22 protein-coding genes and 2 pseudogenes are annotated in these 23,436 nt (G+C 57.9%); 20 read left to right on the top strand and 4 right to left on the bottom strand.

All coding sequences use genetic code 11. The annotated features are described in order from the left end of the window. Positions 1-48: 48 nt before the first annotated feature. A complete protein-coding gene (locus ACSQ9D_RS26240; RefSeq protein WP_436284770.1) occupies positions 49-963 on the top strand; it encodes a LysR family transcriptional regulator in 915 nt (304 codons plus the stop codon). 211 nt (positions 964-1,174) lie between these two features. Beyond that, positions 1,175-1,807, top strand: coding sequence for a hypothetical protein (locus tag ACSQ9D_RS26235; protein WP_436284769.1), 633 nt, complete (start codon positions 1,175-1,177; stop codon positions 1,805-1,807). Positions 1,808-1,890: 83 nt separating this feature from the next. On the opposite strand, the gene ACSQ9D_RS26230 is transcribed toward ACSQ9D_RS26235, so the two are convergent. Further along, positions 1,891-2,328, bottom strand: coding sequence for a hypothetical protein (locus tag ACSQ9D_RS26230; protein WP_436284768.1), 438 nt, complete (start codon positions 2,326-2,328; stop codon positions 1,891-1,893). Positions 2,329-2,794: 466 nt separating this feature from the next. Here ACSQ9D_RS26230 and ACSQ9D_RS26225 point away from each other — a divergent pair, with 466 nt between their 5' ends. The 5 genes from ACSQ9D_RS26225 to ACSQ9D_RS26205 all read left to right on the top strand — a co-directional run bounded on the left by ACSQ9D_RS26225 (position 2,795) and on the right by ACSQ9D_RS26205 (position 10,212). Continuing rightward, entirely contained in the window at positions 2,795-3,574 is a 780-nt protein-coding gene (locus ACSQ9D_RS26225; RefSeq protein WP_436284767.1) for an ABC transporter ATP-binding protein, read from the top strand. Between the two features lie 1,325 nt (positions 3,575-4,899). Then, entirely contained in the window at positions 4,900-5,724 is an 825-nt protein-coding gene (locus tag ACSQ9D_RS26220) for an N-formylglutamate amidohydrolase (RefSeq protein ID WP_436285178.1), read from the top strand. Further along, positions 5,721-7,607 carry a flavohemoglobin expression-modulating QEGLA motif protein gene (locus ACSQ9D_RS26215; protein ID WP_436284766.1) on the top strand — a complete coding sequence of 629 codons (1,887 nt, stop codon included), beginning with the start codon at positions 5,721-5,723 and terminating at the stop codon, positions 7,605-7,607. Before ACSQ9D_RS26220 ends, ACSQ9D_RS26215 begins: the two co-directional genes overlap by 4 nt. Beyond that, positions 7,608-8,651 (top strand): glutathione synthetase, encoded by a 1,044-nt coding sequence (locus tag ACSQ9D_RS26210; RefSeq protein WP_436284765.1) that lies wholly within the window; start codon positions 7,608-7,610, stop codon positions 8,649-8,651. A 577-nt stretch (positions 8,652-9,228) separates the two neighbouring features. Beyond that, positions 9,229-10,212 (top strand): L,D-transpeptidase family protein, encoded by a 984-nt coding sequence (locus tag ACSQ9D_RS26205; RefSeq protein WP_436284764.1) that lies wholly within the window; start codon positions 9,229-9,231, stop codon positions 10,210-10,212. Between the two features lie 26 nt (positions 10,213-10,238). On the opposite strand, the pseudogene ACSQ9D_RS26200 reads toward ACSQ9D_RS26205, so the two are convergent. After that, positions 10,239-10,586: pseudogene (locus tag ACSQ9D_RS26200) on the bottom strand (zincin-like metallopeptidase domain-containing protein); the annotation flags it as partial. 119 nt (positions 10,587-10,705) lie between these two features. Between ACSQ9D_RS26200 and ACSQ9D_RS26195 the strand changes: the two are divergent. The 3 genes from ACSQ9D_RS26195 to ACSQ9D_RS26185 all read left to right on the top strand — a co-directional run bounded on the left by ACSQ9D_RS26195 (position 10,706) and on the right by ACSQ9D_RS26185 (position 12,325). After that, on the top strand, positions 10,706-11,140 hold the full coding sequence (locus tag ACSQ9D_RS26195) for an EF-hand domain-containing protein (protein ID WP_436284763.1): 435 nt from the start codon (positions 10,706-10,708) through the stop codon (positions 11,138-11,140). Positions 11,141-11,513: 373 nt separating this feature from the next. Continuing rightward, positions 11,514-11,825 carry an ArsR/SmtB family transcription factor gene (locus ACSQ9D_RS26190; protein ID WP_037119044.1) on the top strand — a complete coding sequence of 104 codons (312 nt, stop codon included), beginning with the start codon at positions 11,514-11,516 and terminating at the stop codon, positions 11,823-11,825. Positions 11,826-11,920: 95 nt separating this feature from the next. Continuing rightward, the gene (locus tag ACSQ9D_RS26185) at positions 11,921-12,325 is read left to right on the top strand and encodes a PAS domain-containing protein (protein ID WP_436284762.1); all 405 of its coding nucleotides are present in this window, start codon (positions 11,921-11,923) and stop codon (positions 12,323-12,325) included. 513 nt (positions 12,326-12,838) lie between these two features. Here ACSQ9D_RS26185 and ACSQ9D_RS26180 read toward each other — a convergent pair. Then, positions 12,839-13,714 carry a Hint domain-containing protein gene (locus ACSQ9D_RS26180; protein WP_436284761.1) on the bottom strand — a complete coding sequence of 292 codons (876 nt, stop codon included), beginning with the start codon at positions 13,712-13,714 and terminating at the stop codon, positions 12,839-12,841. A 188-nt stretch (positions 13,715-13,902) separates the two neighbouring features. Here ACSQ9D_RS26180 and ACSQ9D_RS26175 point away from each other — a divergent pair, with 188 nt between their 5' ends. The 10 genes and pseudogenes from ACSQ9D_RS26175 (at position 13,903) to ACSQ9D_RS26130 (ending at position 21,362) form a co-directional block, all read left to right on the top strand. Further along, positions 13,903-14,037 (top strand): hypothetical protein, encoded by a 135-nt coding sequence (locus ACSQ9D_RS26175; protein ID WP_368515788.1) that lies wholly within the window; start codon positions 13,903-13,905, stop codon positions 14,035-14,037. A 270-nt stretch (positions 14,038-14,307) separates the two neighbouring features. Continuing rightward, positions 14,308-14,508: a hypothetical protein gene (locus ACSQ9D_RS26170; protein ID WP_436284760.1), complete on the top strand. Its 201-nt coding sequence runs from the start codon at positions 14,308-14,310 to the stop codon at positions 14,506-14,508. A gap of 362 nt (positions 14,509-14,870) precedes the next feature. After that, entirely contained in the window at positions 14,871-15,065 is a 195-nt protein-coding gene (locus tag ACSQ9D_RS26165) for a periplasmic nitrate reductase, NapE protein (protein ID WP_436284759.1), read from the top strand. A gap of 8 nt (positions 15,066-15,073) precedes the next feature. Continuing rightward, positions 15,074-15,577: pseudogene (locus tag ACSQ9D_RS26160) on the top strand (ferredoxin-type protein NapF). Continuing rightward, positions 15,570-15,854, top strand: a complete 285-nt coding sequence (locus ACSQ9D_RS26155; RefSeq protein WP_436284758.1) for a chaperone NapD — start codon at positions 15,570-15,572, stop codon at positions 15,852-15,854. Before ACSQ9D_RS26160 ends, ACSQ9D_RS26155 begins: the two are co-directional and overlap by 8 nt. After that, positions 15,829-18,336, top strand: coding sequence for a periplasmic nitrate reductase subunit alpha (napA, locus tag ACSQ9D_RS26150; protein ID WP_436284757.1), 2,508 nt, complete (start codon positions 15,829-15,831; stop codon positions 18,334-18,336). The genes ACSQ9D_RS26155 and napA overlap by 26 nt, the downstream gene beginning before the upstream one ends. 14 nt (positions 18,337-18,350) lie before the next feature. Then, positions 18,351-18,806 carry a nitrate reductase cytochrome c-type subunit gene (locus ACSQ9D_RS26145; RefSeq protein ID WP_436284756.1) on the top strand — a complete coding sequence of 152 codons (456 nt, stop codon included), beginning with the start codon at positions 18,351-18,353 and terminating at the stop codon, positions 18,804-18,806. Between the two features lie 8 nt (positions 18,807-18,814). Continuing rightward, positions 18,815-19,522, top strand: coding sequence for a NapC/NirT family cytochrome c (locus tag ACSQ9D_RS26140; protein ID WP_436285177.1), 708 nt, complete (start codon positions 18,815-18,817; stop codon positions 19,520-19,522). A gap of 432 nt (positions 19,523-19,954) precedes the next feature. Continuing rightward, positions 19,955-20,641: a GntR family transcriptional regulator gene (locus ACSQ9D_RS26135; RefSeq protein ID WP_436284755.1), complete on the top strand. Its 687-nt coding sequence runs from the start codon at positions 19,955-19,957 to the stop codon at positions 20,639-20,641. A gap of 46 nt (positions 20,642-20,687) precedes the next feature. Then, positions 20,688-21,362, top strand: coding sequence for a GntR family transcriptional regulator (locus ACSQ9D_RS26130; protein WP_436284754.1), 675 nt, complete (start codon positions 20,688-20,690; stop codon positions 21,360-21,362). Positions 21,363-21,373: 11 nt separating this feature from the next. Here ACSQ9D_RS26130 and ACSQ9D_RS26125 read toward each other — a convergent pair whose 3' ends face one another. Continuing rightward, positions 21,374-23,266: a bifunctional sugar phosphate isomerase/epimerase/4-hydroxyphenylpyruvate dioxygenase family protein gene (locus ACSQ9D_RS26125; RefSeq protein WP_436284753.1), complete on the bottom strand. Its 1,893-nt coding sequence runs from the start codon at positions 23,264-23,266 to the stop codon at positions 21,374-21,376. Positions 23,267-23,436: the final 170 nt, after the last annotated feature.

The raw sequence follows: 23,436 nt of genomic DNA, 5'->3' as shown, positions 1-23,436 counted from the left end.
AAGATCGCCTGTGCTAAGGTCCCATTTTGCAAGGCTGCAGGAAGACTTATGTCCTATCTCGATAATGTGCGCGTCTTCGTCCGGGTCGTGGAGCTCGGGACATTGTCGTCGGCCGGACGCGACCAGCGGGTCACGCCGGCAGTTGCCAGCAACCGTATCCGCGAATTGGAACGGCATCTCGGCGTGCGGCTTTTCAATCGCACGACGCGCAAACTCTCGCCAACCGAACACGGTCGGGTTTTCTATCAGGGCGCCCTGAAGATCCTCGACGCGATCAACGAAGCCGAAAGCGCGATCGCCGATCTGTCGCATAACCCGAAAGGATCGCTACGGATCACGGCGCCCCTTGGCATTGGTCGGCGGCTGATCGCAACGGGAATCCCGGAATTCCACGACCGCTATCCCGACATCGAAGTCCGGCTTCGCCTGTCCGACCACAACATCGATATTCTCGGCGAAGGCGTGGATGTCGCCTTCAAGCTTGGCGTCATCGAGGATTCCGAGTTGCGCATGCGCAATATCCTGAACTGCGCCCGCGTGATTTGCGCCGCCCCAATCTACCTGGAAAGACGTGGGGTCCCGGAGAGCAGCGAAGCACTGATCACTGACAAGCACGACTGTCTTTTGCTACGCTATCCCGGCTCCAAAGAGTACTACTGGACGCTGCAGACCGAAGAGGGCCTGCGCAAGCTCGAAATTGCCGGCCCCTACGATTCCGACGACGGCGACGTGCTGACGCAATGGGCTCTGGAGGGTCGCGGCATCATCAACAAGCCGCTCTTCGAAGTAAAACGCTACCTGAACGACGGAACGCTCGTCGAAATCCTGAAAGACACGCCCCCGGCCAATGTGCAACTGGCGGCGATTTATCCGCACAAGCGCTTCCAGGATCCCAAGGTCCGCCTGATGATCGATTTCATGACCGAGCGCTGTCAAAGGCTCATCGGCAAGATGCTCGAATAGCGCGCTCCGTCGGCAGGCTCACGATAATTGGTCGGCCGCAACGCAATCGTGATGGAACAATTCCCGATCGAATGGAATTGACACCTTCTGTGCAACTGCGCTGAAGCGAAAGGCTGTGGAAAGTCAACTTGCGACACCATGCCTTATGCGCAGATCGGGTTTCGGATGCCCGCCGCTGTGGTATTGCCCGATCTTACTCGGGAGAGATTCGATGGCCATAATCGATATTCTGACGTCCGTGGCTTTCGCTGCAACCGTGACCGCGTCCATTTCACCGTCCGAGACCAACGCCCCGATCTTCCGGCCGCTCGGCGTTTCGCAGGATGCCTTGCCGTCAGTGCTCGGCTGTAAACCGATCCATGGCGACCAGCCGGATGCGACAGGCCAATACTCGTGCAACAATCTGCCTGGCGGAAATGACCTCTTTGACCAATACGTGCTCGCCTATGTCCGCGGGATGGGAATCTGCAACGTCGTCGCGATCTCCCGCTACATCGACGACGATCAGCGCGGCACCACGACACGACAGGTCTACAAGGAAGCGACGTCTCTGCTCGCTTCACAGTTCGGGCCGGCGGACGAGAAGGTCGACCATGTCGCCACGACCAAGTTCGGAAAGGACGGGATGTTCAGGCAGGCGGTCATTGCACAAGAGCGGCAGGTGTTCGAGCAATGGGACAGCCTGAGCACAAAGTTCCAGAATGCCCAGTCGGCGAGCGTCACCATTTCCGGAAGTGAGGACTGGGGACTGGCGGTCTACAGCATTTTCCGCTTTGCCCACAACGATGTGTGCCTGAGCAATCTGGAGCACCAAACCGGATTGTCTGGCGAAGTCGGCGAGTGATCGCAGCTAGCTGACGATCGCAAGCAAGTGGCCGCCGTTCGCCCGAGCGGCGGCTGGAAGACGGGAGCAGCAATCAGCTCCAGTCAAGATGCAAACAGTGCCCGCAGGCGAGCGAATATACCTGGTCGTTCCATACCAAGAATACCGCGTACATAGTGGGCAGCTGTTGCGGCGCTGACCGTCGCGCCGAAATGGCAGTAGCAAAGAACGTTATGCAGTTCACCATCGGTGAGACCGAAGAACCTCTTGGCCTGGCCATAGGTATCACTCTCTAGCCCGGCGGCTCGTAGGATCGGATCCTCGAAGGCGACCGAGATCGGCGAGTTATCGCTACGCAGGAGCGATAGGACTGACGTCGGCTGATGTTCGGTCTGGTAGAGGGTTGCCAGTCGTCGATGCGGACTCATCTCGAGGAGCTCCACCCAGCGCTCGAGACGCTCGCTTCGCGACATGATGCGGTGCGGATATGCCTGGTCGATATCCGCAATATTTTGCAGTTGCTCCAATGTCTGATGTTTCATGGTGGGCTCCATTTGGCTGAAATCTGCGCAGCCCCATTTACGCGTACGCCCTGCATAAATGAGCTAGGGGACGACGAAGCCCAATCAAGATCGGTGCGAAAGGAATTATGCAGGCGAAAAGCAAGTTGAACGACAGCCTGCATTCGCATTGCCCTCGCTAGGTTGGCGCAAATGCGAGTTGCTCGCTCCCGCCGCTCACCTCGCAGATCTCATGACTGCGTCAGGTGTCCAAAACTAGACTGCCGTCAGCCTTGCGCAGCCTTGATCTTCAAACGTCGTTTGCCAAACGCGACGGAGTGCCAAGCCTCTTTCGGATATCGTGGAAGACGGCAATCGGTCCAAGGCAGCAAGTTCATTCCGAAATATTTCCGCGCTCGGAGGACATCTAAGTTGACAACGATGGTAAAGTTTCGCAGGAGCGTACAAAACCGCAATTGCTATCCGAATGGGAACAAAGAGACGGCGCATGTCGACACCCTTTCTGACAATGTCACAGATTGCCTTTCAAGCCGCAGGCAGGAGCATCCTTTCGGGAATCGACCTGACATTGAAGAGCGGACGCGTCTATGGCCTGGTTGGGCAGAACGGCAGCGGCAAGAGTACGCTTCTGAAAATCATGGCCCGACAGATCGCCCCGACCTCAGGCGCCGTCGATCTGAAAGGTGAGGCTCTTGCGCGCTGGGGCGGCAGAACCTTCGCCCGGCAGGTCGCCTACATGCCGCAATTTACACCTGCAACCGATAGTATGACGGTGCGCGAACTGGTGGCGCTCGGCCGCTTTCCCTGGCACGGCACGCTCGGCCGCTTCACCGGCGCCGACCAAGAACTGGTCGACGAAGCCATAGAGCGCACCGATCTCGATCGTTTTGCAGACAGCGCGGTCGCCAATATGTCCGGTGGCGAGCGGCAGCGCGCCTGGATTGCAATGATGCTGGCTCAGAACGCGCAATGCCTGCTTCTCGATGAGCCAACCTCGGCGCTCGACCTCCTGCACCAGGACGGCGTCCTGGCGCTGCTGCGCGAACTCAGCCATGAGCGCCGGCTGACGATCGTCGTCGTCCTGCATGATATCAATCTGGCCGCCCGCTATTGCGATGAGATCGTCGCTCTGAGGAATGGCCGTATCTTGGCACACGGCAGGCCGACCGAAATCGTAAGATCCGATGTGCTGAAATCGGTCTTCGATTTGGAGATGGGCGTCTTTCCACATCCGGTCAGCAGCCACCCCATCAGCTACATCCTTTAGGTAGAGGCATCCCCCTCATGACCGGGTGTCGGACTGAGGCCCGCAACCGTGACAAATGGCCTGTGGGGCAGAAGACGGGGGCGGGTTTGCCATCCTTGAGGTGAGCGGCAAAATCAGTATCATCAAGAAAAAATAACTCATCTGCTTCATGCCGTCCGGCTGGCCAAGGGAGCCAGACGAGTTCAAAACGATGCATGGGCGCATCCGACCGTAGGTAATTCGCCTTACCCACAGCCGGATGCCTGTTGATCCGGGAGAGGCTGGGGATCGGCTCCGAGATCAACCCCCGAAAACTGACGCATGTATGCACGCGTTGCTATCGCCGCTTTTGACGATGTTTCGTCCTTTGTTCCTACTGCATAACGTCGAGTGGTCCAAAGATCACGATATCGCTCAACCAAGGGGTGAAAATTGACGCCGGTCCGAGCTTGATCACGCAGCCCCGACCGGGTCGCCGATGGGCAGCAGTGCCGGATCACGAGGTGGAATTGGGATTTTTCGTATCGGAGGGATCCTCAGCCGGTCTCAGGGTGGCTTGTCTTTGGTTCGATCCGGAACGCCCGGCGCGGACGTCAGGACGCCTGGAGACACAATTTTGGGCTTCCCGAGGCTGTTTGAATTGGAGGGTAGGCTTCTTGGCCATCCCACCACGACCAGCCACGCCGATCTAGAATGGAAGGCTCCCGAAAGCAAACAGCCCGACACCTATCCAAAACAGCGAGCACACTTCCGCCGCAACCAGGTAGCCTATTACGCGATCACTCATCATTCCCCTCCTCCGCCGAACCGCTCACTCGGCTAAGACAGCCATGTCGCCAGGCGATATCGCGTTCATGCAGCGACGCGACGTACCGATTTCGGAGAAGTGGGAATCTCCGCGAGCCCACTCCTCCAGCCACCCTTCGAACTCCTCAGACGCAAAACTAAAAGCGTATTTCCTGGCCCGCCACCAACCATCGCGCGAGTTTGCCATCACAATGCCGATTTTTACTTAAGGCGTTGCTAAATTACAGCAGCCAGCCATCCTGCCTGAAGATGGCATTTTAATGGAGCGCTTCATGATCGACCTATGTCTTGATGGAGTTGAGTGCCGATCTAGTTTCTCATGGAGGAGGCGCACGTCGTCGCGACAGGGAGATCACCATGTGCGGACAAACCTGCAATGACCATCAGCCGATTGCCGCTCAAGCGCCGACGCCGATTGCGGTCGCCTCCCCACCAGAGGGAAGAAACGTCAGGCAGGCGAGGAGTGTCTTCGTGCCTTGCTGGCCGAGCAGCAGTCCCGGCAACTCTAGGCAAAGGCCAAATCCAGAAAGGCGCGATCACTGACGAACGACACCGAGGCTCCAAACGGCAAGGGCTCCGATTCCGGTCCCCTGTGGAGTGCCAAGAGAAGCCAGTCTCCTATTATTGGAACGGCGATCCATGATGGTCGCCATGTTCGACCGAGCTTGCGTTCGCTTTCCGCTCTCAGTGAAGCTGAGCGTCTGCGCGAGGAAGACCCATTCACAGCGTTTCTGATCGGTGACCTGCCAAATCAGATTGTCTTTCACCGTTCTCGGTTTGAGATCGATCTCAATCGAAGGCGCGACGAAGCCGTCTACCTTCGCGCGGAGCAGGCGTGGGGGCTAAAGCTCTGGAAGGACGATCTTCCGCAATCGGAACACGTCAAGTCTCTCATGATCCATGACGACTACTACGCGATGCTTCGCTGCTTCCTAGAAGGTATCGAGCGAAGCCACGGGGAATTCGTCCTCCTCGACGTTCATAGCTACAACCATCGTCGCGCAGATCCGGACACGTTGACCGATCCCGATCAGGCACCAGACGTCAACATCGGTACTTTCTCCATGGATCGAGGCCGATGGGCACACGTCGTTGATCCGTTAATGGACCACTTCCGTTCCTTCAAGGCTGGCAGCAAACCGTTGGATGTGCGTGAGAACATCGCCTTCCAAGGCAAGGGCGAGCAAACACGGTTCGTTCACGAACACTTTCCAGAAACAGGCTGTGCGATCGCCATCGAGTTCAAGAAGATCTTCATGGACGAGTGGACGGGGCAACCGGACAAGGCCGTGCTGAGTGAATTGCGTGAGGCCATATCCGCAGCCGTCCCGATTCTGGAGCGAAGTCTGAGGCACCATCCATGACGCGGCAGACCTCACTGGTGCAAGACGCTTGGCTGCGCGATGTCAAACAATGCCTGCGCGACGACAGGCCGATCCGAAAGGGGCTACCTGAAGGTGGCCGCCTTCATATTGATCGACAACTTCCCTTCCTTTTTGTGCACATCGATACGGGAAAATCGGAAGATGTGGCAAGAGCCATGGTCCAGGCCAACGCTTCCTATCTCCTCGCTACCGATCCCCAGCAGGTGGTGCCAATCGTCGAAGCCATCACCGCTGTCGCTGCCGAGCGATTTGGTTGCTTCCTGATTGTTCGAAGCGGTGAGCTTGAGCGCGACAGATTCCTGACCGACGACGCACCCTATCTGCCGCCATTTGAGGTTTCGGTTTGGTCATCTGAGCACGCGGCAGCGGCGGGCGCAGCCTTGTCGAAGGCGATCATGGAAAGTGAAGCCCGGTTCCGCACGCCGCGCGTGCAGGAGCGCGGTACGCCGCCCTCCATGATCGACGGTCAACTTGCCGCCTTATCCGGTTGCGAAGTCGTTTCTGTCGAGTTTGCCCCAATTTATAGAACACCGGAGTCAGGGGAGATGTACCCCGAGCTTCGCGATCAGCTGATATCGACGCTGTTTGACGCAGGACTGCGGGCGTGCGGTGCCTTCATGGCGGCGACCAAGCTCGTCGAGACAATACCCTATAGATCCTTGGGAAGACGTGCCTTCATCGATGCTGTCGGCCGCGTTGACCGGGGAGTAGATGAGATTGCATCGGCATTTGATGTTCTCCTCGCCGTCACGCCGATCAACGCACAGCAAGCGTTTCAGGAGTTCGAGTCGAACGGGTTAAAAGGCGCGCCCACGTTTCTGTACCGCCCATTGACGATCCAGATCGAGAATGCCAAGCAACGACTTTTCTCGGTCTCGTTTGACCAGATGGAAGACCCGGTGCTGTACGATCTCTATCGACAAAAGCAGCGCGAGGTTGACTTGCAGCTTTCGCTGATCGCTGCGCGCCAGAACACGCGTTTCATGGAGTTCGGCAGGGCCCTTTACGGTTCCGTCGAGCCATTACTTCTTGGCGAGGCCAAGGCCATCCTTGAGGAGCTTGTCGGTGAGGGTCCGGTGGGTCACGATCGGGCAAATTCAGACGTCCCCCATGCCGATGTCCACTATGTCGAGCGGCGTGCTGAGGCGATGGTCGCAACCTATCGACGCGCTTGGCCAGACTTCAAGGCGGCCATCGAGCTTCGGGACGACCTTCCCTCTGGCCTGATGGTGGCCGATCATCGCCTGCTGATATCGAAGTCAACGTCAATGGACCAGCGACGCGTGGAGCCGCTTCTTGCCCATGAAATCGGCGTTCATCTTCTCACCTACTTCAACGGCTCATCGCAAGGGTTGCGGCTTTTCCGTTCCGGGCTGTCAGGCTATGAAGGAATGCAGGAAGGTCTGGCAGTTTTCGCCGAATACCTGGCGGGCGGATTGACCGCTGAACGGCTGAAACTGATCGCTGCTCGGGTTGTCGCGTGTGCCGATATGCTCTCGGGCGCAAGTTTTGCTGAAACCTTCCATCGTCTCGTGATGGATTACGAGTTTACGCACTCCGGAGCATTCAACCTTGCTCTCAGGGTCTACCGCGGTGGAGGGCTGGCCAAGGATGCAATCTACCTGAGAGGCCTGCTGCAATTGCTTGATCACCTCAAGCGCGGCGGCGCACTTGAGCCATTCTGGATGGGGAAGATCGCATCTTTTCACTTCACCATCATGGAGGAGCTTGCATCGCGCGGCTTGCTCAAGCCGCCTTCCGTCCACCCGCTGTTTCTGGAAACCGCCGAGGGCCAAGAACGGCTCGACAGAGCGAAACAGGGAATGCGCCCCATCGACTTGGTTCAAGCAAAGGAAATCTAGATGCGAATTGCGTTTTTCGTGAACGCCATCGAAAGCGAGACCTCCGATTACACGACGACATCCCTTGCGATTGCAGCCCTCGCTCGTGGCCATGAGGTTTGCTACGTGACCCCGGGCGATTTTGTGCTTAGGCCCAACGACAGCCTTGCCGTCCGCGTCACTACTCCGGGCGCAGGCAAGCCGAAGAGTGCCGATGCGTTCATTGCAGACCTGAATGAGAAGGCCAGTCTTAAAACGATCGATGTCAGAGAGGTTGACGTGCTGTTCCTGCGCAACGACCCTTCACTGGATGCCGATGAACGCCCCTGGGCAGCCCATGTCGGAGCAATGTTCGGCCGGCTTGCAGTCGAACGCGGCGTGCTGACGGTCAACGATCCAGACGCCTTGGCGAAGGCGCAGAACAAGCTCTATTTTCAGGACTTCCCCGAGGTCATTCGACCGTCCACCCTCATTTCCAAGAGCCTCGACGAGATCAGAGCCTTCATCGACAGCCAGAAACGCGGTGTCATTCTCAAACCCCTGCAGGGATCGGGTGGGAGACACGTATTCAAGATCAAATCCAGCAAGGAATCCAACCTCAATCAGATCTTTGAAGCGGTCAGCGATGAAGGATACCTCATCGCTCAGGGATATCTACCGGACGCGGTCGAAGGTGACGTCCGGCTGTTTGTCATGAACGGACGGCCATTGGAGAAGGATGGCTCCTATGCGGCATTTCGCAGGGTTCCGGCGAAAGGCGACATTCGCTCGAATATCAGTGCCGCGGGAACGGCCGCAACAGTGAAGGTCACGCCCAAAATTCTTGAGGTCGCCGAGATCGTCAGGCCGAAGCTCGTGGCTGACGGCATGTTTCTGGTGGGCCTTGATATTGTTGGCGACAGGATTTTGGAGATCAACGTCTTCACGCCGGGAGGGCTTCAGAACCTCGAGAAGCTCAGCGGTGTGGACTTCTCATCCTCGGTCATCGAGTCGCTCGAAAACAAGGTCAAGATTCGCCAGATTTACGGCTCCCAATTGCCGAATGCCGTTCTGGCGACACTGTGATCGTAACATGGTATGCCCTCGCCTTCTCGGAAGGTCGAGAGCAGCCCCAACCAAATGGTGCCCTCAATAGGCCCGCCCGGCGTTCTCCCGCCGTGCCGACCTATCAGCAGCTTGACGCCGGACCCCAGTCCTATCGTCAACGCTTAGCATTGCCAGCCTCGAGGAGGCCGCAGCAGCCTATTGAGTGGATCGTGAAGTCGGTGCATTGATCAGCACTGCGGTCGGTCCCGGGTACCTGGCGATCAACAAAGTCGTCAACTCCTCCTGAGTGTTATGCCCTTGATTGAAAAGACTGATTGCCGCACTGCAAAGCATTTCGGATGCTCTCTCATTAGGGGTGGCCCGGTAGTGTTTGTACCAGGTTTGGACGGAGCGTGAGAGCATCGCCATATCGTTGTCTCGGATACGTCTAACAAGCATTGTCTACCTCGCCGATTTACCAGACAGGCCGCATCGTAACGTCGCTATATTAGACGTCAATGAATAACATGTGTACGATGGCGTACAGTCGACACGCTGCGTCTGGATCTGCTGACCTCCATCCATCGGTGGAACAAGTTCCGCCGCCGCAGATTTGATGCTCATGAAGATGATCTTTCTCGCAGCGTCGCTTACCCTATGCCTGCTCGGCACCGTCAGCGCCCAGGAACTTGGTGCGGAAGCCATCAACAATGCCGCGATCGAGGCCATTCCGCCGGACCGACCACCAGCCAATGCCTCGCCTCGACCAGATCCCGCTATCGTTCGTCTCCAAGTCCTTCTGGATCGCGTGGGGTCATCCCCCGGGGTGATAGACGGCCATTATGGTGATAACGTCAGCAAGGCGATCGCTGGGCTGGAAACCATGCGGGGCATCCCGACAGATGGAAAGCTGAACCCTGAAGTCATCCGCTTCCTTACAGACCGCGGACCGGTCATACAGCCCTATGTGATCTCCAAGGACGACGCGAGAGCGCTCGTCGACCACATTCCAAAAGACTACGCCAAGCAGGCCAAGATGAGGTACCTCGGCTACACAAGCGTTGCGGAGAGGCTATCGGAGCGGTTCCACATGGATATCGACCTTTTGAAGGCACTGAACGCTGGTTCGACATTTGCCGTCGGAGCAACAGTGCTTGTGGCGACGCCCGGCGACCCGAAAGAAGGTGCGGTTAAACGGATCGAAGTGCGAAGACGCATTGGGCAAGTTCTTGCGTTCGATAAAGGTGGTTTGCTGATTTCAGTTTATCCCGCCACGATCGGCAGCGAAGAAACGCCGTCGCCTTCGGGCACTCACAAGGTCAAAGGTGTCGCACGCATGCCCCCCTACACCTACAACCCGAAGGTCAACTTTCAGCAGGGCAAGAACACAAAGGTTCTCAAACTGCCAAGCGGTCCCAATGGGCCCGTCGGAACCGTCTGGATCGATCTGACAGAGCCGACTTATGGGATTCATGGCACGCCGGAACCCTCCCTCATCGACAAGACTGGATCACATGGATGCGTTCGCCTGACCAACTGGGACGTTGAGGAATTGGCAGCGATGGTCAAGCCTGGAGTGATCGTCGCGTTCGTCGACTAAACTGCCTCTGTTGGATATCGTCTCGCACGATTAAAATCGTCCCGCAGTCGATGCGGTGCCGTCGTCCAGTGGGTCAGTTCGTGACTGAGGATCGCAACATAGGAGGCAGCGCCACGGAAGGCTTCTAAGGCGGGCATCTGGATGATCGCAGGCGGCCAGAGTATGCCGTCGATCGGCGTGTTCGATACGGACAATCGGATCCTGAACCGCTGTGAGCGGATGGAAGCGCGCGTCCCGTCCGGCAATCTGTGCTCGGCACTGAAGACCGTGTAGGCCTTGAGAAATGGGATATCGTGCTCGACCGCTTCGCCGGTGTCGGTGGTTTCGGTGCGGATGAAGGAACTGGCGAAGACGATCGTCGTGCCGGTTTTCCCACCATATTGTTACAGTTGCAACACAGCGCCTCAATGCACGCCTGCCGCAAGTTTGAAGCAAGGCCTGCTCTTCAGCCTGCAATTGCTTAGCGCAGACCTAGAAAAGGATATTGATTTTCATGAAAGTAGGACCGGACAATGCAATTTATAGCCTCTTTGTCCCGAGAGCCCGCAAGGCCCTCTCGGTGGTGAATGAGAAGATTGGAACCGCGTTTTCGGAGCCGCCGAAGGCTCCACCGCTTCGAACTGACGCTCAACTCATCGACGACTTCTACGCAAGGCTGACCAAGCAGCAAGTTGACTGGGCAGACACAGACAAGGACGGAAAGGTCACGAAAGGCGAATATATGGACGGCCAATCGCGCCTGGCACAATTGGACGGCAGGCCATTCGACAGTGCAACCAGTGAAGGCCACTGGGCAAAGCTCGATGCGACCGGCAAAGGGTGGCTTAATGAGGACGAACTGCGCGAGGGCCTCGAAAGAATGCTGCCCGTTGGCGTCGGGCATTTGGACGCCGGTTACGCCGAACGCCTACGGACGAGACAAGCGTAAGATTGATCGCGTTGGCACCGCCTCGTCGGGCCACTTGCATGTGCGTTGGCAAGGGGCCCGCAGTGGCGATCGGAGCGTTCATCGTCGCAAAAGCGCAATCCTCGAACTTCTGCGACGGCCTTCATCGTAGGAATGGCCTGCTACACGACTTTGAAACTGTAGAGACGAGGTCACGAGCCTATCGATTTGCAGAAAGCGTCAAATGACGGCTGCGAGCTCAATCTTGACCGTTTCGCACGTCTGCACAGCTGAGTTACACAGGCTCGCGTATTCGCCGAAAGTCGATCAATCAATTTCGATCAATGTGCGATATCAATTTCGCCATCTTACGTGTAAGTAAGCACCAATTTTCAAAGTTAGGTGAATTCTTGAAATGCCCAAAGATACAAACTTCGATGATGAGGCAAGGCTGCTTGCGCTTCTGGCAAACGAAAAGAGGCTCCTGGTTGCCTGCCTGCTCCTCGATAATGAGCTGAACGTCGGCGAGTTGGCGAAAAGAGTTGGCCTTTCCCAATCGGCCCTTTCCCAGCATCTGGCAAGGCTGCGTGATGGCAAAGTTGTAACAACGCGGCGTGACGCGCAGACGATCTACTATTCGACGACCCACTACGGAGTCCGGAAAATCCTTGCGACCCTCGATGAAATTTATGATCAATCGACCGCGACGCTGAGGAATGCTAGCTAAACTTCTGGGGAGTGGTCGATTACTCTGAAGTGCCAACTTGCGGAAGAATGTGGGCTGCGCCATCTTCTCTGCAAAGCGGTCTTTGAGGAGCGGCTATGATACCTGGAGGCGATCGACTGTTTTCCACACAGATATCAGGCGAGCCGATGCCTGATGCTGGATTGTTTACATGGGACCTCAAGAGCAATCTCGTCTATGCAGACAGCGCTCTTGCCTCCTTGTTTGGCCTGGAACCTGACGAAACGGAACATGGTCTGCCGCTACAGACCTACATGGCGCGCATCCATCCTCAGGATGCGCCGACCTTGGCCAAGCAAATCAACGACGCTATCGTTGCCCAGCATCCCACGGTGCAGAACTATCGCGTCCTTAATGAGGATGGCACCTATATCACCGTATGTGCGTTCGGCCGGTGCTTTCGCGATCGCGACGACGTACCCGTTCACTATGCCGGTATTGTCGTGCCCGCCGAGACATTGCCAGACAACAGGTCTCATTAGCGCAGCGCAACGGGCGTAGCCTTCCATTGACCTGCAGTTTGTCGGGACCCGTAAGTGCCCTCCGAAGCGGCCGTGTCGGTCGGCGTCACATTGAAGCGTTCAGTCACCCTTCAGGGCGCGTGTTCCATGTCCTTTATCGGCGCCGTGAAGATGGCCTCTGCTCGTCTTGCCCTTCGGCCCGAAGGGTGACCCATGACGATTGACGCGGCCGCGAGCATTTGAGGCAACGTCTGCTCGCCGATCAGACGCTTCGCGCAAGGTCGAGGATCAGTGGACCGACGGCTCGAACACGAGGTCTCACGTGATGAAACAAAAGCGGCGCCAAGAAGTTGAAGTTTCGCCTTCGCCGGCAGAGGTCCAACGATAGACATTGCCTCCATCGGGTGACCATAACCCGATGGAGGCAGGTATCGTCCCTTCATCTGCAGCCGGGTTGTCGGCCGGCATCCCAGAACCCGAACGTCCGCATTCCGGTTTTTTGACCTCGCAAAGACGAGAGGGCTTGGTCGGCTATCAGATCAATAACCCTTTGGCCCGAGCGTCGATTTTCTTGCAGGCATCCTCGAACGGATCACGCATCGGCACCAAGGGCGAAGCGCCGAGCAGAAGAAGCGCCTGCAAATGTTTCCAGCCGCCTTCCTCGCCGAGCACCGGCGCATAGGAAGTCATCGCAGTGCGCTCCTCACCGGCATAAAGGCGTTCGTACTCCGCAAAATTGGAGAAGTTTTCGTGATCGCCGTCCGAGGGATGGAAAGTCTCGGCCGCAGCGCCCTCCGCAAGGACAACTTCATGGGTATCAAGCAGGACGGCATAGTACTCGATCGTCGTGTCGTCCGCGGGAACGATTGGCGCAATCGTCGTGCCGTTCACGAGATCCTTCACGCGGATCAGAACGCCGTTCAGGAACAGCGCATGCCCAGGCGATAGGTAGAGATCGGAATGTGGCGTATGCTCATTTAGCGCATGGCGCGAGACTCGGATCGGCACGACACCGTCATGCCAGCGCGCGCCACTCCTCTTGAACATTTGGCGACCGACCCACTTGATCCGCCGTGTATCCCCGTCCGGAAGTGCGACGCGATCGCCGATCCGAAGATCCTCGACACGCTTTTCACCGCAATCTGTCAAGATCGACGTCCCACGCAGGAAGCACCGCGCACCGCCGCCACCGTTCCCGTTTCCACCAGAGTTACCATTCCCGCCGCCACCAGAGTTGCCCTGCCCGCCTCCACCGGAGTTACCCCTTCCCAACGCACTTGTTGGCAACGAGGAAACTGCCATGGCGATGGCCGCAACACTCGCGAAACGAGCACCGGCGGCGGCAGCCACACCCAGAAAATGCCTGCGCGCGGTATTGCGTGGCAGCTTTGGATCTTCCGCGGATAACATGCTGGCTTCCTCCGCAAAGAATGACGCCAGTCGATCTTACATCAAGTTGGATTGCATTTAACTTCGGAGAATAGCGCTAACACCTACCGAAAAGGTGGTATGCAAAGTCGGTGGCGCATACGGCGCGATCGATCCCGAGAGAGACCTCGCGGCTGAGGACGGGAGGGAGCATAACGATATGAGAGGCAGTGGCCGTGGTCGATAACAATCATCCAAACAAGAACGGGCCGGTCATTAAGGGCGTGCTTATCATGGCGATGGCTTTGGCAGCAGTGGTCGCCATCGGTGGTTTCATCGCTGTGTTCAAGGCGACCTTCGTTTAGCATCCCAATCCTTTCTGCGGGCTGCACGCCGCCAGCATCATCCCACCGATGCTGATCGTTGGTTTCGAAACATCAAGAACGACAAACAATCCATAAGCGGGGCTCCTCCCCAGGTGAGTGAACCGTCATGAGCCTGCCCGGAACGGATCGCCTGCAAGCGCTGATACGCTAACGCCTGAGCCCTAATCGGATCTTTTGTCGACAATCACGCGCTTGACGGTCAGCAGTGCTGCCCTAATAATTTTTATAGAACTTGAGGGCAGGCAAGACATGATCCGGAGTTTGATTGCGGCGACCAAGGCACCGTTGCAGGACGATGACGTAGCGCTGTGCGAGCGCGTATTTCATAGGCTGACAGGGCAGCGGCCCATGTCCAATGGGGAGCGAGAGCAACTGGCGTCCGCCATCCTGCACTTTTATCAAGACGGCGTGCGGGACGAGCAAAGTCTTACCCGCCTGCTGATGGACTAGACTGAGCAATCGTTTCTACCGCCTTTGCTCGCGAATACTATCGCCCCGCTCGCGTCATGGAAGTCTCGCTAAAGATGCCGGAGATTTTCTGGAATACGGTCTGCGTCCTTCGGAAACGGGCATCGCACGTTCGTTGGTGTTTGCGCCGCTCTCGCGGCAGGGCACGCTCTTCCGATCGTCCCGGATTTCCCGCCTAGCTCACTTTGGTATGGTTATAGAGGCTCACTGACCGGCCGCCTTTCCCTTTGCGGCACCTGAATAGCGACCGAAATCAAAATTGTGCGGTCAGGTGGCGCGAGAATGCAAGCCACGCTACCCATGACAAGCAACCTATGTTATCCTCGGTTGCAAGGAGGCCGCGGATGCGTGAACTTGCGCAGAAAGCTCCAAGCAACGATGTCCCGCGTTCCCGGCGGCGGCTTGAGCTCCTTCTTTTTCTGATATTGGCGTTCGGAATCTGGCCGCTGGTGGCGATAGGCGTCGTCGGAGGATACGGGTTCCTGGTTTGGATGTTCCAAGTCCTCTACGGCCCTCCAGGGCCGCCAGCAGCGCACTGAGATCCCCCATGGCTCCGCAACAAGTCTCAAGACGGCAGTTCTTTTCAGGCAGTCGAGCGGCAGTTCATGTCAGGGTCTGCCCGCCAGGAACGTCTGTTGAAAAGCTCGTCGAGGCATGCTCCGGATGCGGTCTGTGCGAAGAGCGATGTCCGACCGGCATAATCCGTCTCGCCGACGGACTGCCGTTCGTCGATTTCACTCTGGGCGAGTGCACTTTCTGTGATGAGTGCAGGCAGGTATGCCCGGAACCGGTATTTTCGTCAGCACGCGTCGAGTAATTTCCGCACGTCGCCGTCATTGGCGCTGAGTGTCTGGCGAAGCGGAATATCGCTTGCCAGTCATGCGGGGAAGCGTGTCCAATACAGGCCATCCGCTTCCGCCCGCGCATTGGTGGCCCGTTCGTCCCTGAACTCGACGTCGATATCTGCAGCGGTTGCGGCGGATGCATAGGCATCTGTCCCGTCGGCGCGATCGCAATCGAGCCCCGGAGCATGGAAGAGACCTATGCCTGAGAACAGAACACACTATCACGTATCGAGTGCGGTTGTTGCGACCCTGCCCTTCGGTACTGAGGCTGTCCTTTCGGCACTCGCCGAAATGGAGAATGTCGAAGTTCATGGTCATGCCGGCGGCAAGATCGTCGTCGTGATCGAGGGAACGAGCACGGGCATGCTCGGCGAGTGCCTGACGCGCATATCGCTCCTGGAGGGCGTGATCGCGGCGAACATGGTTTTCGAGCATGTCGAGACAGAGGAGATGCGCGATGACAGGAACACTGACGCGACGTGACATCCTGAAGGCGCACGCCGCCGGAATTGCCGCCGCCGCGGCGGGTATAGCACTTCCCGCTGCCACCCAACCGGTGCCGGGCGGCGTCGAGGCGCTTCAGATCAAGTGGTCGAAGGCACCATGCCGTTTCTGCGGGACCGGATGCGGCGTCATGGTCGGCGTCAAGGAAGGGCAGGTCGTTGCTACGCACGGCGACATGCAGGCCGAGGTCAATCGCGGCCTGAATTGCATCAAGGGTTATTTCCTCTCGAAGATCATGTACGGCGAGGATCGGCTGACGAAGCCGCTCTTGCGCAAGCGCAACGGTGTTTACGCCAAGGATGGCGAGTTCGAACCGGTGACCTGGGACGAGGCCTTCGACGTGATGGCCGAACAGTGCAAGAAAGTGCTGAAGGACAAGGGTCCGACGGCCATCGGCATGTTCGGCTCCGGGCAATGGACGATCTTTGAAGGGTATGCGGCCACGAAGCTCATGCGGGCTGGCTTCCGTTCCAATAATCTGGATCCCAACGCCCGGCACTGCATGGCATCCGCGGCCTACGCCTTTATGCGCACCTTCGGCATGGACGAGCCTATGGGCGTCTATGACGATTTCGAGCATGCCGACGCCTTCGTGCTGTGGGGCTCGAACATGGCCGAGATGCACCCGATCCTGTGGACGCGCGTCGCCGACCGCAGGCTCGGGCATCCACATGTTCGCGTCGCGGTGCTTTCCACGTTCACTCACCGCAGCATGGATCTTGCGGACATTCCGATCATCTTCAAGCCGGGAACGGATCTGGCGATCCTCAACTATATCGCCAACCACATCATCCAGACCGGCCGGGTGAATCAGGACTTCGTGCAGCGGCACACGCGGTTCGCCATCGGCGTCACCGACATCGGCTACGGCCGGCGGCCGGACGATCCGATGGAGACGAACGCTGCCAATTCGGCCGATCCGACGAAGATGGAGCCGACGGATTTCGAGACCTTCAAGGCCTTCGTCTCCGAATATACGCTTGAAAAGACGGCCGAATTGTCCGGCGTCGATCCCGGATTTCTCAAGCAACTGGCGGAGCTCTACACGGATCCAGACCGCAAGGTCATGTCGCTCTGGACGATGGGCTTCAACCAGCATGTGCGCGGCGTCTGGGCCAATCAGATGGTCTACAACATTCACCTTCTGACCGGAAAGATATCGGAGCCCGGCAACAGTCCGTTCTCGCTGACAGGACAGCCCTCCGCCTGCGGCACGGCACGTGAGGTCGGCACTTTTGCCCATCGGCTTCCAGCCGACATGGTGGTGACCAATCCCGAGCATCGCGAGCGTGCGGAAGAAATCTGGCGCATCCCAAATGGCATCATCCCCGACAAGCCGGGGTATCACGCCGTCCAGCAGGACCGCATGCTGAAGGACGGAAAGCTGAATTTCTACTGGGTGCAGGTCAACAACAACATCCAGGCTGCTCCCAATACAAGCAACGAGACCTGGCAGGGCTATCGCAACGCGGACAACTTCATCGTCGTTTCCGATGCCTATCCGACGATTACGGCGATGAGTGCCGACCTGATCCTGCCAGCCGCCATGTGGGTGGAGAAGGAGGGCGGCTACGGCAATGCCGAACGCCGCACCCAGCTCTGGCGCCAGCTTGTCCAGGCGCCAGGCGAGGCCCGGTCGGACCTGTGGCAGATCGTCGAGTTCTCCAAGCGCTTCACGACCGACGAGGTCTGGCCCGCCGACATTCTCGCTGCCAGTCCCGAATATCGCGGCAAGACCTTGTATGACGTGATCTTCCGCAATGGCCAGGTCGACCGCTTCCTGCTCAGCGAGGTCAATCCGGACTACGACAACAACGAGGCCAAGGCCTTCGGTTTCTACATCCAGAAGGGCCTGTTCGAAGAATATGCCACGTTCGGGCGCGGCCACGGTCACGATCTCGCACCCTTCGACACCTACCACGAGGTCCGGGGGCTGCGTTGGCCGGTCGTCAACGGCAAGGAGACGCTCTGGCGCTATCGCGAGGGCTTCGATCCCTTCGTGAAACCGGGGGAAGGCGTGAACTTCTATGGCCAGCCGGACGGCAAGGCGGTCATCCTCGCGGTACCCTACGAGCCACCGGCCGAGTCCCCGGACGAGGAGTACGACTTCTGGCTGGTGACGGGCCGCGTACTGGAGCACTGGCATTCTGGGTCGATGACGATGCGGGTGCCGGAGCTCTTCAAGGCATTCCCCGGCGCACGTGTCTTCATGAATGCCGAGGACGCGCGCAAGCGGCGCATCAATCAGGGCGCTGAAGTCCGCATCGTGTCGCGGCGCGGCGAGATCCGTTCGCGCGTCGAAACCCGTGGTCGCAACCGTATGCCGCCCGGCGTCATTTTCGTCCCCTGGTTCGATGCCAGCCAGCTGATCAATAAGGTTACCCTCGACGCTACCGATCCCATCTCCAAACAGACGGATTACAAAAAATGCGCGGTCAAGATTGTTCCCGTCTTCGTTTGAGACGGCCCGAATGGATGGCGGTCGCGGCAGGTCTTCTGCTGTTCGTCGCGACGACCGCGATCGCCCAGGTGATAGCCACAACGGCGCCCCAGCTGGTTGGACGGACACCCTCGATGGCGACGGGCCCCGCGGGCCCGCTGCCGAAATGGATCGTCGATGACCAGCGCCGGATGCGGGCCTATCCCGACCAGCCACCGGTGATCCCGCATTCGATCGAAGGCTACGAGCTGTCGGTGAACGCCAACCGGTGCATGTCGTGCCATAAGCGCGAGTTCATCCAGGACTCCGGCGCCCCGATGATCAGCGTGACGCACTACATGACGCGCGACGGCCAGATGATCGCCGACGTTTCACCGCGGCGCTACTTCTGCACCGCCTGCCATGTGCCGCAGGCGGACGTCCGGCCGCTGGTGAACAACACCTTCCGGGACATGAGCGAGTTGGGATTCAAGCCGGCCGGGAGCGAGTGATGACGATAATGGCCTGGATCAAGAACGCGATTTTGTGGGCCTGGTCGATCCTCATAACACCGGCGGCGACAATCGGGCTAGGCGTCCTGACACTCGGAGGCTTCATTGGCGGCGTGATGTTCTGGGGCGCATTCAACACGGCGCTTGAGCTCACCAATTCCGAAAAGTTCTGCACGTCCTGCCACGAGATGCACGACAACGTATACCAGGAGCTTTCGCGCACCATCCATTTCTCCAACCGCTCGGGAGTGCGCGCCACCTGTCCCGACTGCCATGTGCCGCACCAATGGACCGACAAGATCGCTCGTAAGATGCAGGCTTCAAAAGAAGTCTGGGGAAAAATATTCGGCACGATAAACACCCGGCCGAAATTCCTGGAGAAACGACTGGAACTCGCCCAGCACGAATGGGCCAGGATGAAGGCCAATGATAGTCTGGAGTGTCGCAACTGCCACTCCTCGGTGGCGATGGACTTGCAGAAGCAGACGCAGCGCGCAGCGGAAATCCACACCCGATATCTTCTGTCGGGTCAGGCTACTTGCATCGATTGCCACAAGGGGATTGCCCACGAGTTGCCGAACATGGAAGGCATCGATCCTGGCTGGAAGGTGCCCAAAGAGCTCGAGGGCAACAAGATGGTGAACGCGACGCCGATCGACGACCTTCAGGACGCCATAGCCAAGGCGCACGCATCGTCGATTGATGTGCTGGAATAAACCCTTCGGGCTTTGCGCGAACCTTGCTGCACGGGGTTTGTGACTGTCATGGAGGCAGGTGTGGCCCGGAGACGAGGCCTGAGTGAGGACCTGACTACGGAGGCGCTTTGTCATCCTCTCGATCGGAGGTCGGACGCATCGATTGCGACAATGACCACCGCATTGGAAAATCGTGGCGACCCCACCATCGTGCAGCGCGTGGTTCCCTTTGAGATCATAACACCGGAAAGCATATAGGCCCCGCTGTGACAGATCATGCAGCGAACCGGGTCATCCTTTCCCACTGGGCGCAAGCTTGAGAACGGAGCTTGGTCTGGTGACCACGGCGAGCAACCTCACTCCTCATGATTCAGCCGACCATTTGCGCTGCTTATTGAATTTGACCGAGCTGTCCGTTTATATATGACGAAAAGAAAAATCTCGGAGAGAGTGATGCGGCAGGAAATTGCGGATGAAACTGTCGCTGAAAGCGGCTACCGGCAAATACGATCAGACATCATATTCGGTCGGCTTGCGCCGGGTCAGAAGCTCAAACTGGAGAATTTGAAGGGTACCTACGAGACGAGCGTCAGCACGCTCAGGGAGATTTTGAACCGCCTGACGTCCGAAGGGCTCGTCGTGGCGGAAGGCCAGAGGGGCTTTGAAGTCGCGCGAGTCTCTGTTGCTGACCTCAAAGAGATCGCGGCTCTGCGCCTGCTTCTCGAAGAGCATGCGCTTGAGCAGTCGTTCGAACAGGGCGATGTCGAATGGGAAGCGAGGCTGGTGTCAGCTCACTACAAGCTGGCGCGCATGGAAGAGGTGATGGCTTCGGGCGACACCAGCAGGGCGGAAGACTGGAAACGCTATGACTGGGAGTTTCACCAGGCCCTGATTTCCGCCTGCGGATCGCGTCTGCTTATGGAGACACACTCGGCGGTCTTCGACAAATATCTGCGATATCAAATGGTTGCGCTGTCCTATCGTGGTGGTGTTGCAGAACAGGAACATAGGCAGCTTCTGGAGGTCGCTCTGCAGCGCGACAGCAAGACGGCAAAGAAAATTCTTCAGCGTCACATACAAGGAGGCGTCGAACATGCCCTTGGAAAAGGGCTGCTATTGGCCGCTCCAGCAAAACCATGACAGCGTCCATTACACGTCTTGATGCTTGAGCGAAGCAGAGGATCTTATGCTAAAAATTGCTGGTGAACCCTCCGAGACGGTTAGCGATGTCGTCTTCCGGCAGATCCGTCGAGACATTATTTCTGGGGCCTTGGCACCTGGTGCGAAGATCAAACTCGAGCAAGCCAAGGAACGCTATTCGATCAGCGTATCGTCGCTGCGCGAAATATTAAGCCGCCTGACCACGGAGAACCTCGTGTTGGCGGAAGGGCAGCGCGGCTTCGAAGTGAGCCCCGCGTCGCGCAAGGAACTCGAGGAACTCGCCGATCTTCGCACCATCCTTGAAACCCATGCGATCGGCCTGTCGTTTGCGGCCGGAAATCTCGAATGGGAAGGACGCATCGTGGCCGCCCATCATAAGCTGGCGGCTGCGGAAAAAAAGCTGCTCGCCGGCGATGCCTCGCGGACCGTCGATTGGGTGCGCTACGACTGGGAGTTTCACCAGGCGATCGTATCGGCCTGTGATTCCGCGACGCTGATGGCCACACTTTCATCGGTGTTCGAAAGATTTTTGCGCTACCACATGTTGGCCCAGAGTTTCCGCGGTAAGGCGGTCGTCGATGACCACAAGCTTCTCTTCGAACTCGCCTTGAAACGTGATATCGAGGGGGCTCGGGTTGTGATCCGACGGCATATCCAAAGCGGCGTGGAACACGTGCTGAAAAGCGGGCGTATCTCCTGACCCGTGCCGGATCAACCGGCGTCCTTCGGAAGACCCTCCGGCCGCATCAGCTTCTTCAGCGCGGCAATCCGGAAAATCGCGTTTGGGGCCCCATAGCCGCGATAGCCGCGGCGCTCGACAATCTCGAAGAAGAAGCCCTCGCCATATGTGCCGCTATAGAGTTGCAGATATTCACCATGCTCGTCACGGTCATAGAGGATGTTTTCCGCCTTCAGCCGTTCGGTCAGATCAGGTTGCAAGCCGAAGCGGGCTTCGACATCGTCGTAGTAGTTTGGCGAGATATGCAGCGGCTTGAATCCTCTCTTTCGAAGCCGGCGCGCGGTGGCAAATATGTCATCGGTCGAAAATGCCAGATGCTGGATCCCCGAACCGAACTGTTCAGCGATGAAGTGACCGGCGAGCGTACGGCGATTTTCGGCGCCATTCATGGTGATGCGCAGCGTACCGGGCTCATTTTCGATGACCTGGCTGCGCACGACCCCGCTCGGATCGATGATATCCACCATCGGTGTCTTTCCGGTCTTGAAGATCGACGTGTAGAAAAGCAGCCAGGTCGGCATTTCCTCATAGGCAACGGTCTGCGCGATGTGATCGACCCGCAGCAGCCCGGCATCCTCAGCATCACCCCTTGTTGCAGAAACAGGCGTGAAGTCGATCTCCGAAAACCGGCCGAGCGGGCTTTTGTCGTCGATGAGATAGATCAGGCCGCCACCCACACCGCGAATGGCGGGGAACTCAAGCTCGTCATCGGCAACTGGCTGGCGAAAAGGTTCGGCATCGAGCGCCAGTGCACGGGCGTAGGCTTCGCCAGCATCATCGACGACGAGTGCCAACGCGTAGGCAGATGTACCATGGACTGCGTAGGCTGCACCTGCAAAGCCTGCGGCATCGACGTTGACGAGAATGCGGATATTGCCCTGTTCAAACAGGGTGACCTTTTTCGTGCGGTGAACGGCTGCCTTACGGAAGCCGAGAGCGTCGAGCAGAGCGATCAGTTCGCCGGCTTCGTCCTCATCGGTTGCGAACTCGACGAAGCCGACGCCTTTGACGGCAGCACGCTCCGGCATGGGAACGCCGATCGGCGTTTGGATGTTGCGGCGAACCTGATCGGCCAGATAGATCAGCGACCGGTGGCCGTCGGCCGCAATTGCCCGCGTGGAGCCGCCGCGGAACTGGTCATTGAAGATTTCGAGCGAAAAATAGCCGTCATAGCCTGTCGACGCCACAGCCTCGGCAAAAGCGGTGACCGGTAGATCGCCCTCGCCCGGCATGTTGCGAAAATGGCGGCTCCAATAGAGCAGATCCATGTCGATCATCGGCGCATCGGCCAATTGCACGATGAAGATCTTCTCCTTTGGGATCGAGCGGATCGAGTTGATGTCGATCTTTCGCGACAGCGAATGGAAGCTATCGAGGATCAGCCCGACATTTGGATGATCGGCGCGCCGTACGATCTCCCAGGCATCGCGGTGATCGTTGACATAACGACCCCAGGCAAGTGCTTCATAACCGACCTTGAGGCCGCGTTTGGCCGCTCGCTCGCCAAGCTCATGAAAGTCGGCGGCGGCGCGATCGATGCCACCAAGAGCCGCCTGCGAGACGTTCGAGCAGACAAGAACCATTCCGGTCCCGAGTTCCTGCATGACGTCGAACTTGCGTTCGGCCCGGTCGAACGTGCGGCTTCGAAGCGCGTCCGGCATTCCCTCGAAATCTCGGAAGGGCTGGAAAAGCGTTATCTCCAATCCGAGATCTCTCGCCATCTTGCCGACATCTCCAGGGCTTCCGTCAAAGGCCAGAAAGTCGTTCTCGAAAATCTCGACGCCATCGAAGCCCGCTTGTGCAATGGCTTCGAGTTTCTCCGGCAGTTCACCGCTCAGCGTTACCGTCGCAATCGAGGTCTTCATGATTCAAGGACCCTTTCCACCCGTGTCACGAGAGCCGGCCACGGCTGATCTGCCTGAGACCGCCAACTCCTCCTCATGGCATTATGGCAAATGTCGTGAGTATTGCAATTCAATTGGTCAAATACAAAGTCTCATATGATTTCTAAAAACTATGTTGATTTATCCCCGAT

The sequence above is a fragment of the Rhizobium sp. LjRoot258 genome (assembly GCF_964254185.1).
In the GTDB taxonomy this organism is placed as follows: Bacteria; Pseudomonadota; Alphaproteobacteria; order Rhizobiales; family Rhizobiaceae; genus Rhizobium.
Note: the sequence above shows the minus strand (reverse complement) of the source record. Positions and strands in the feature narration are given on the sequence as shown.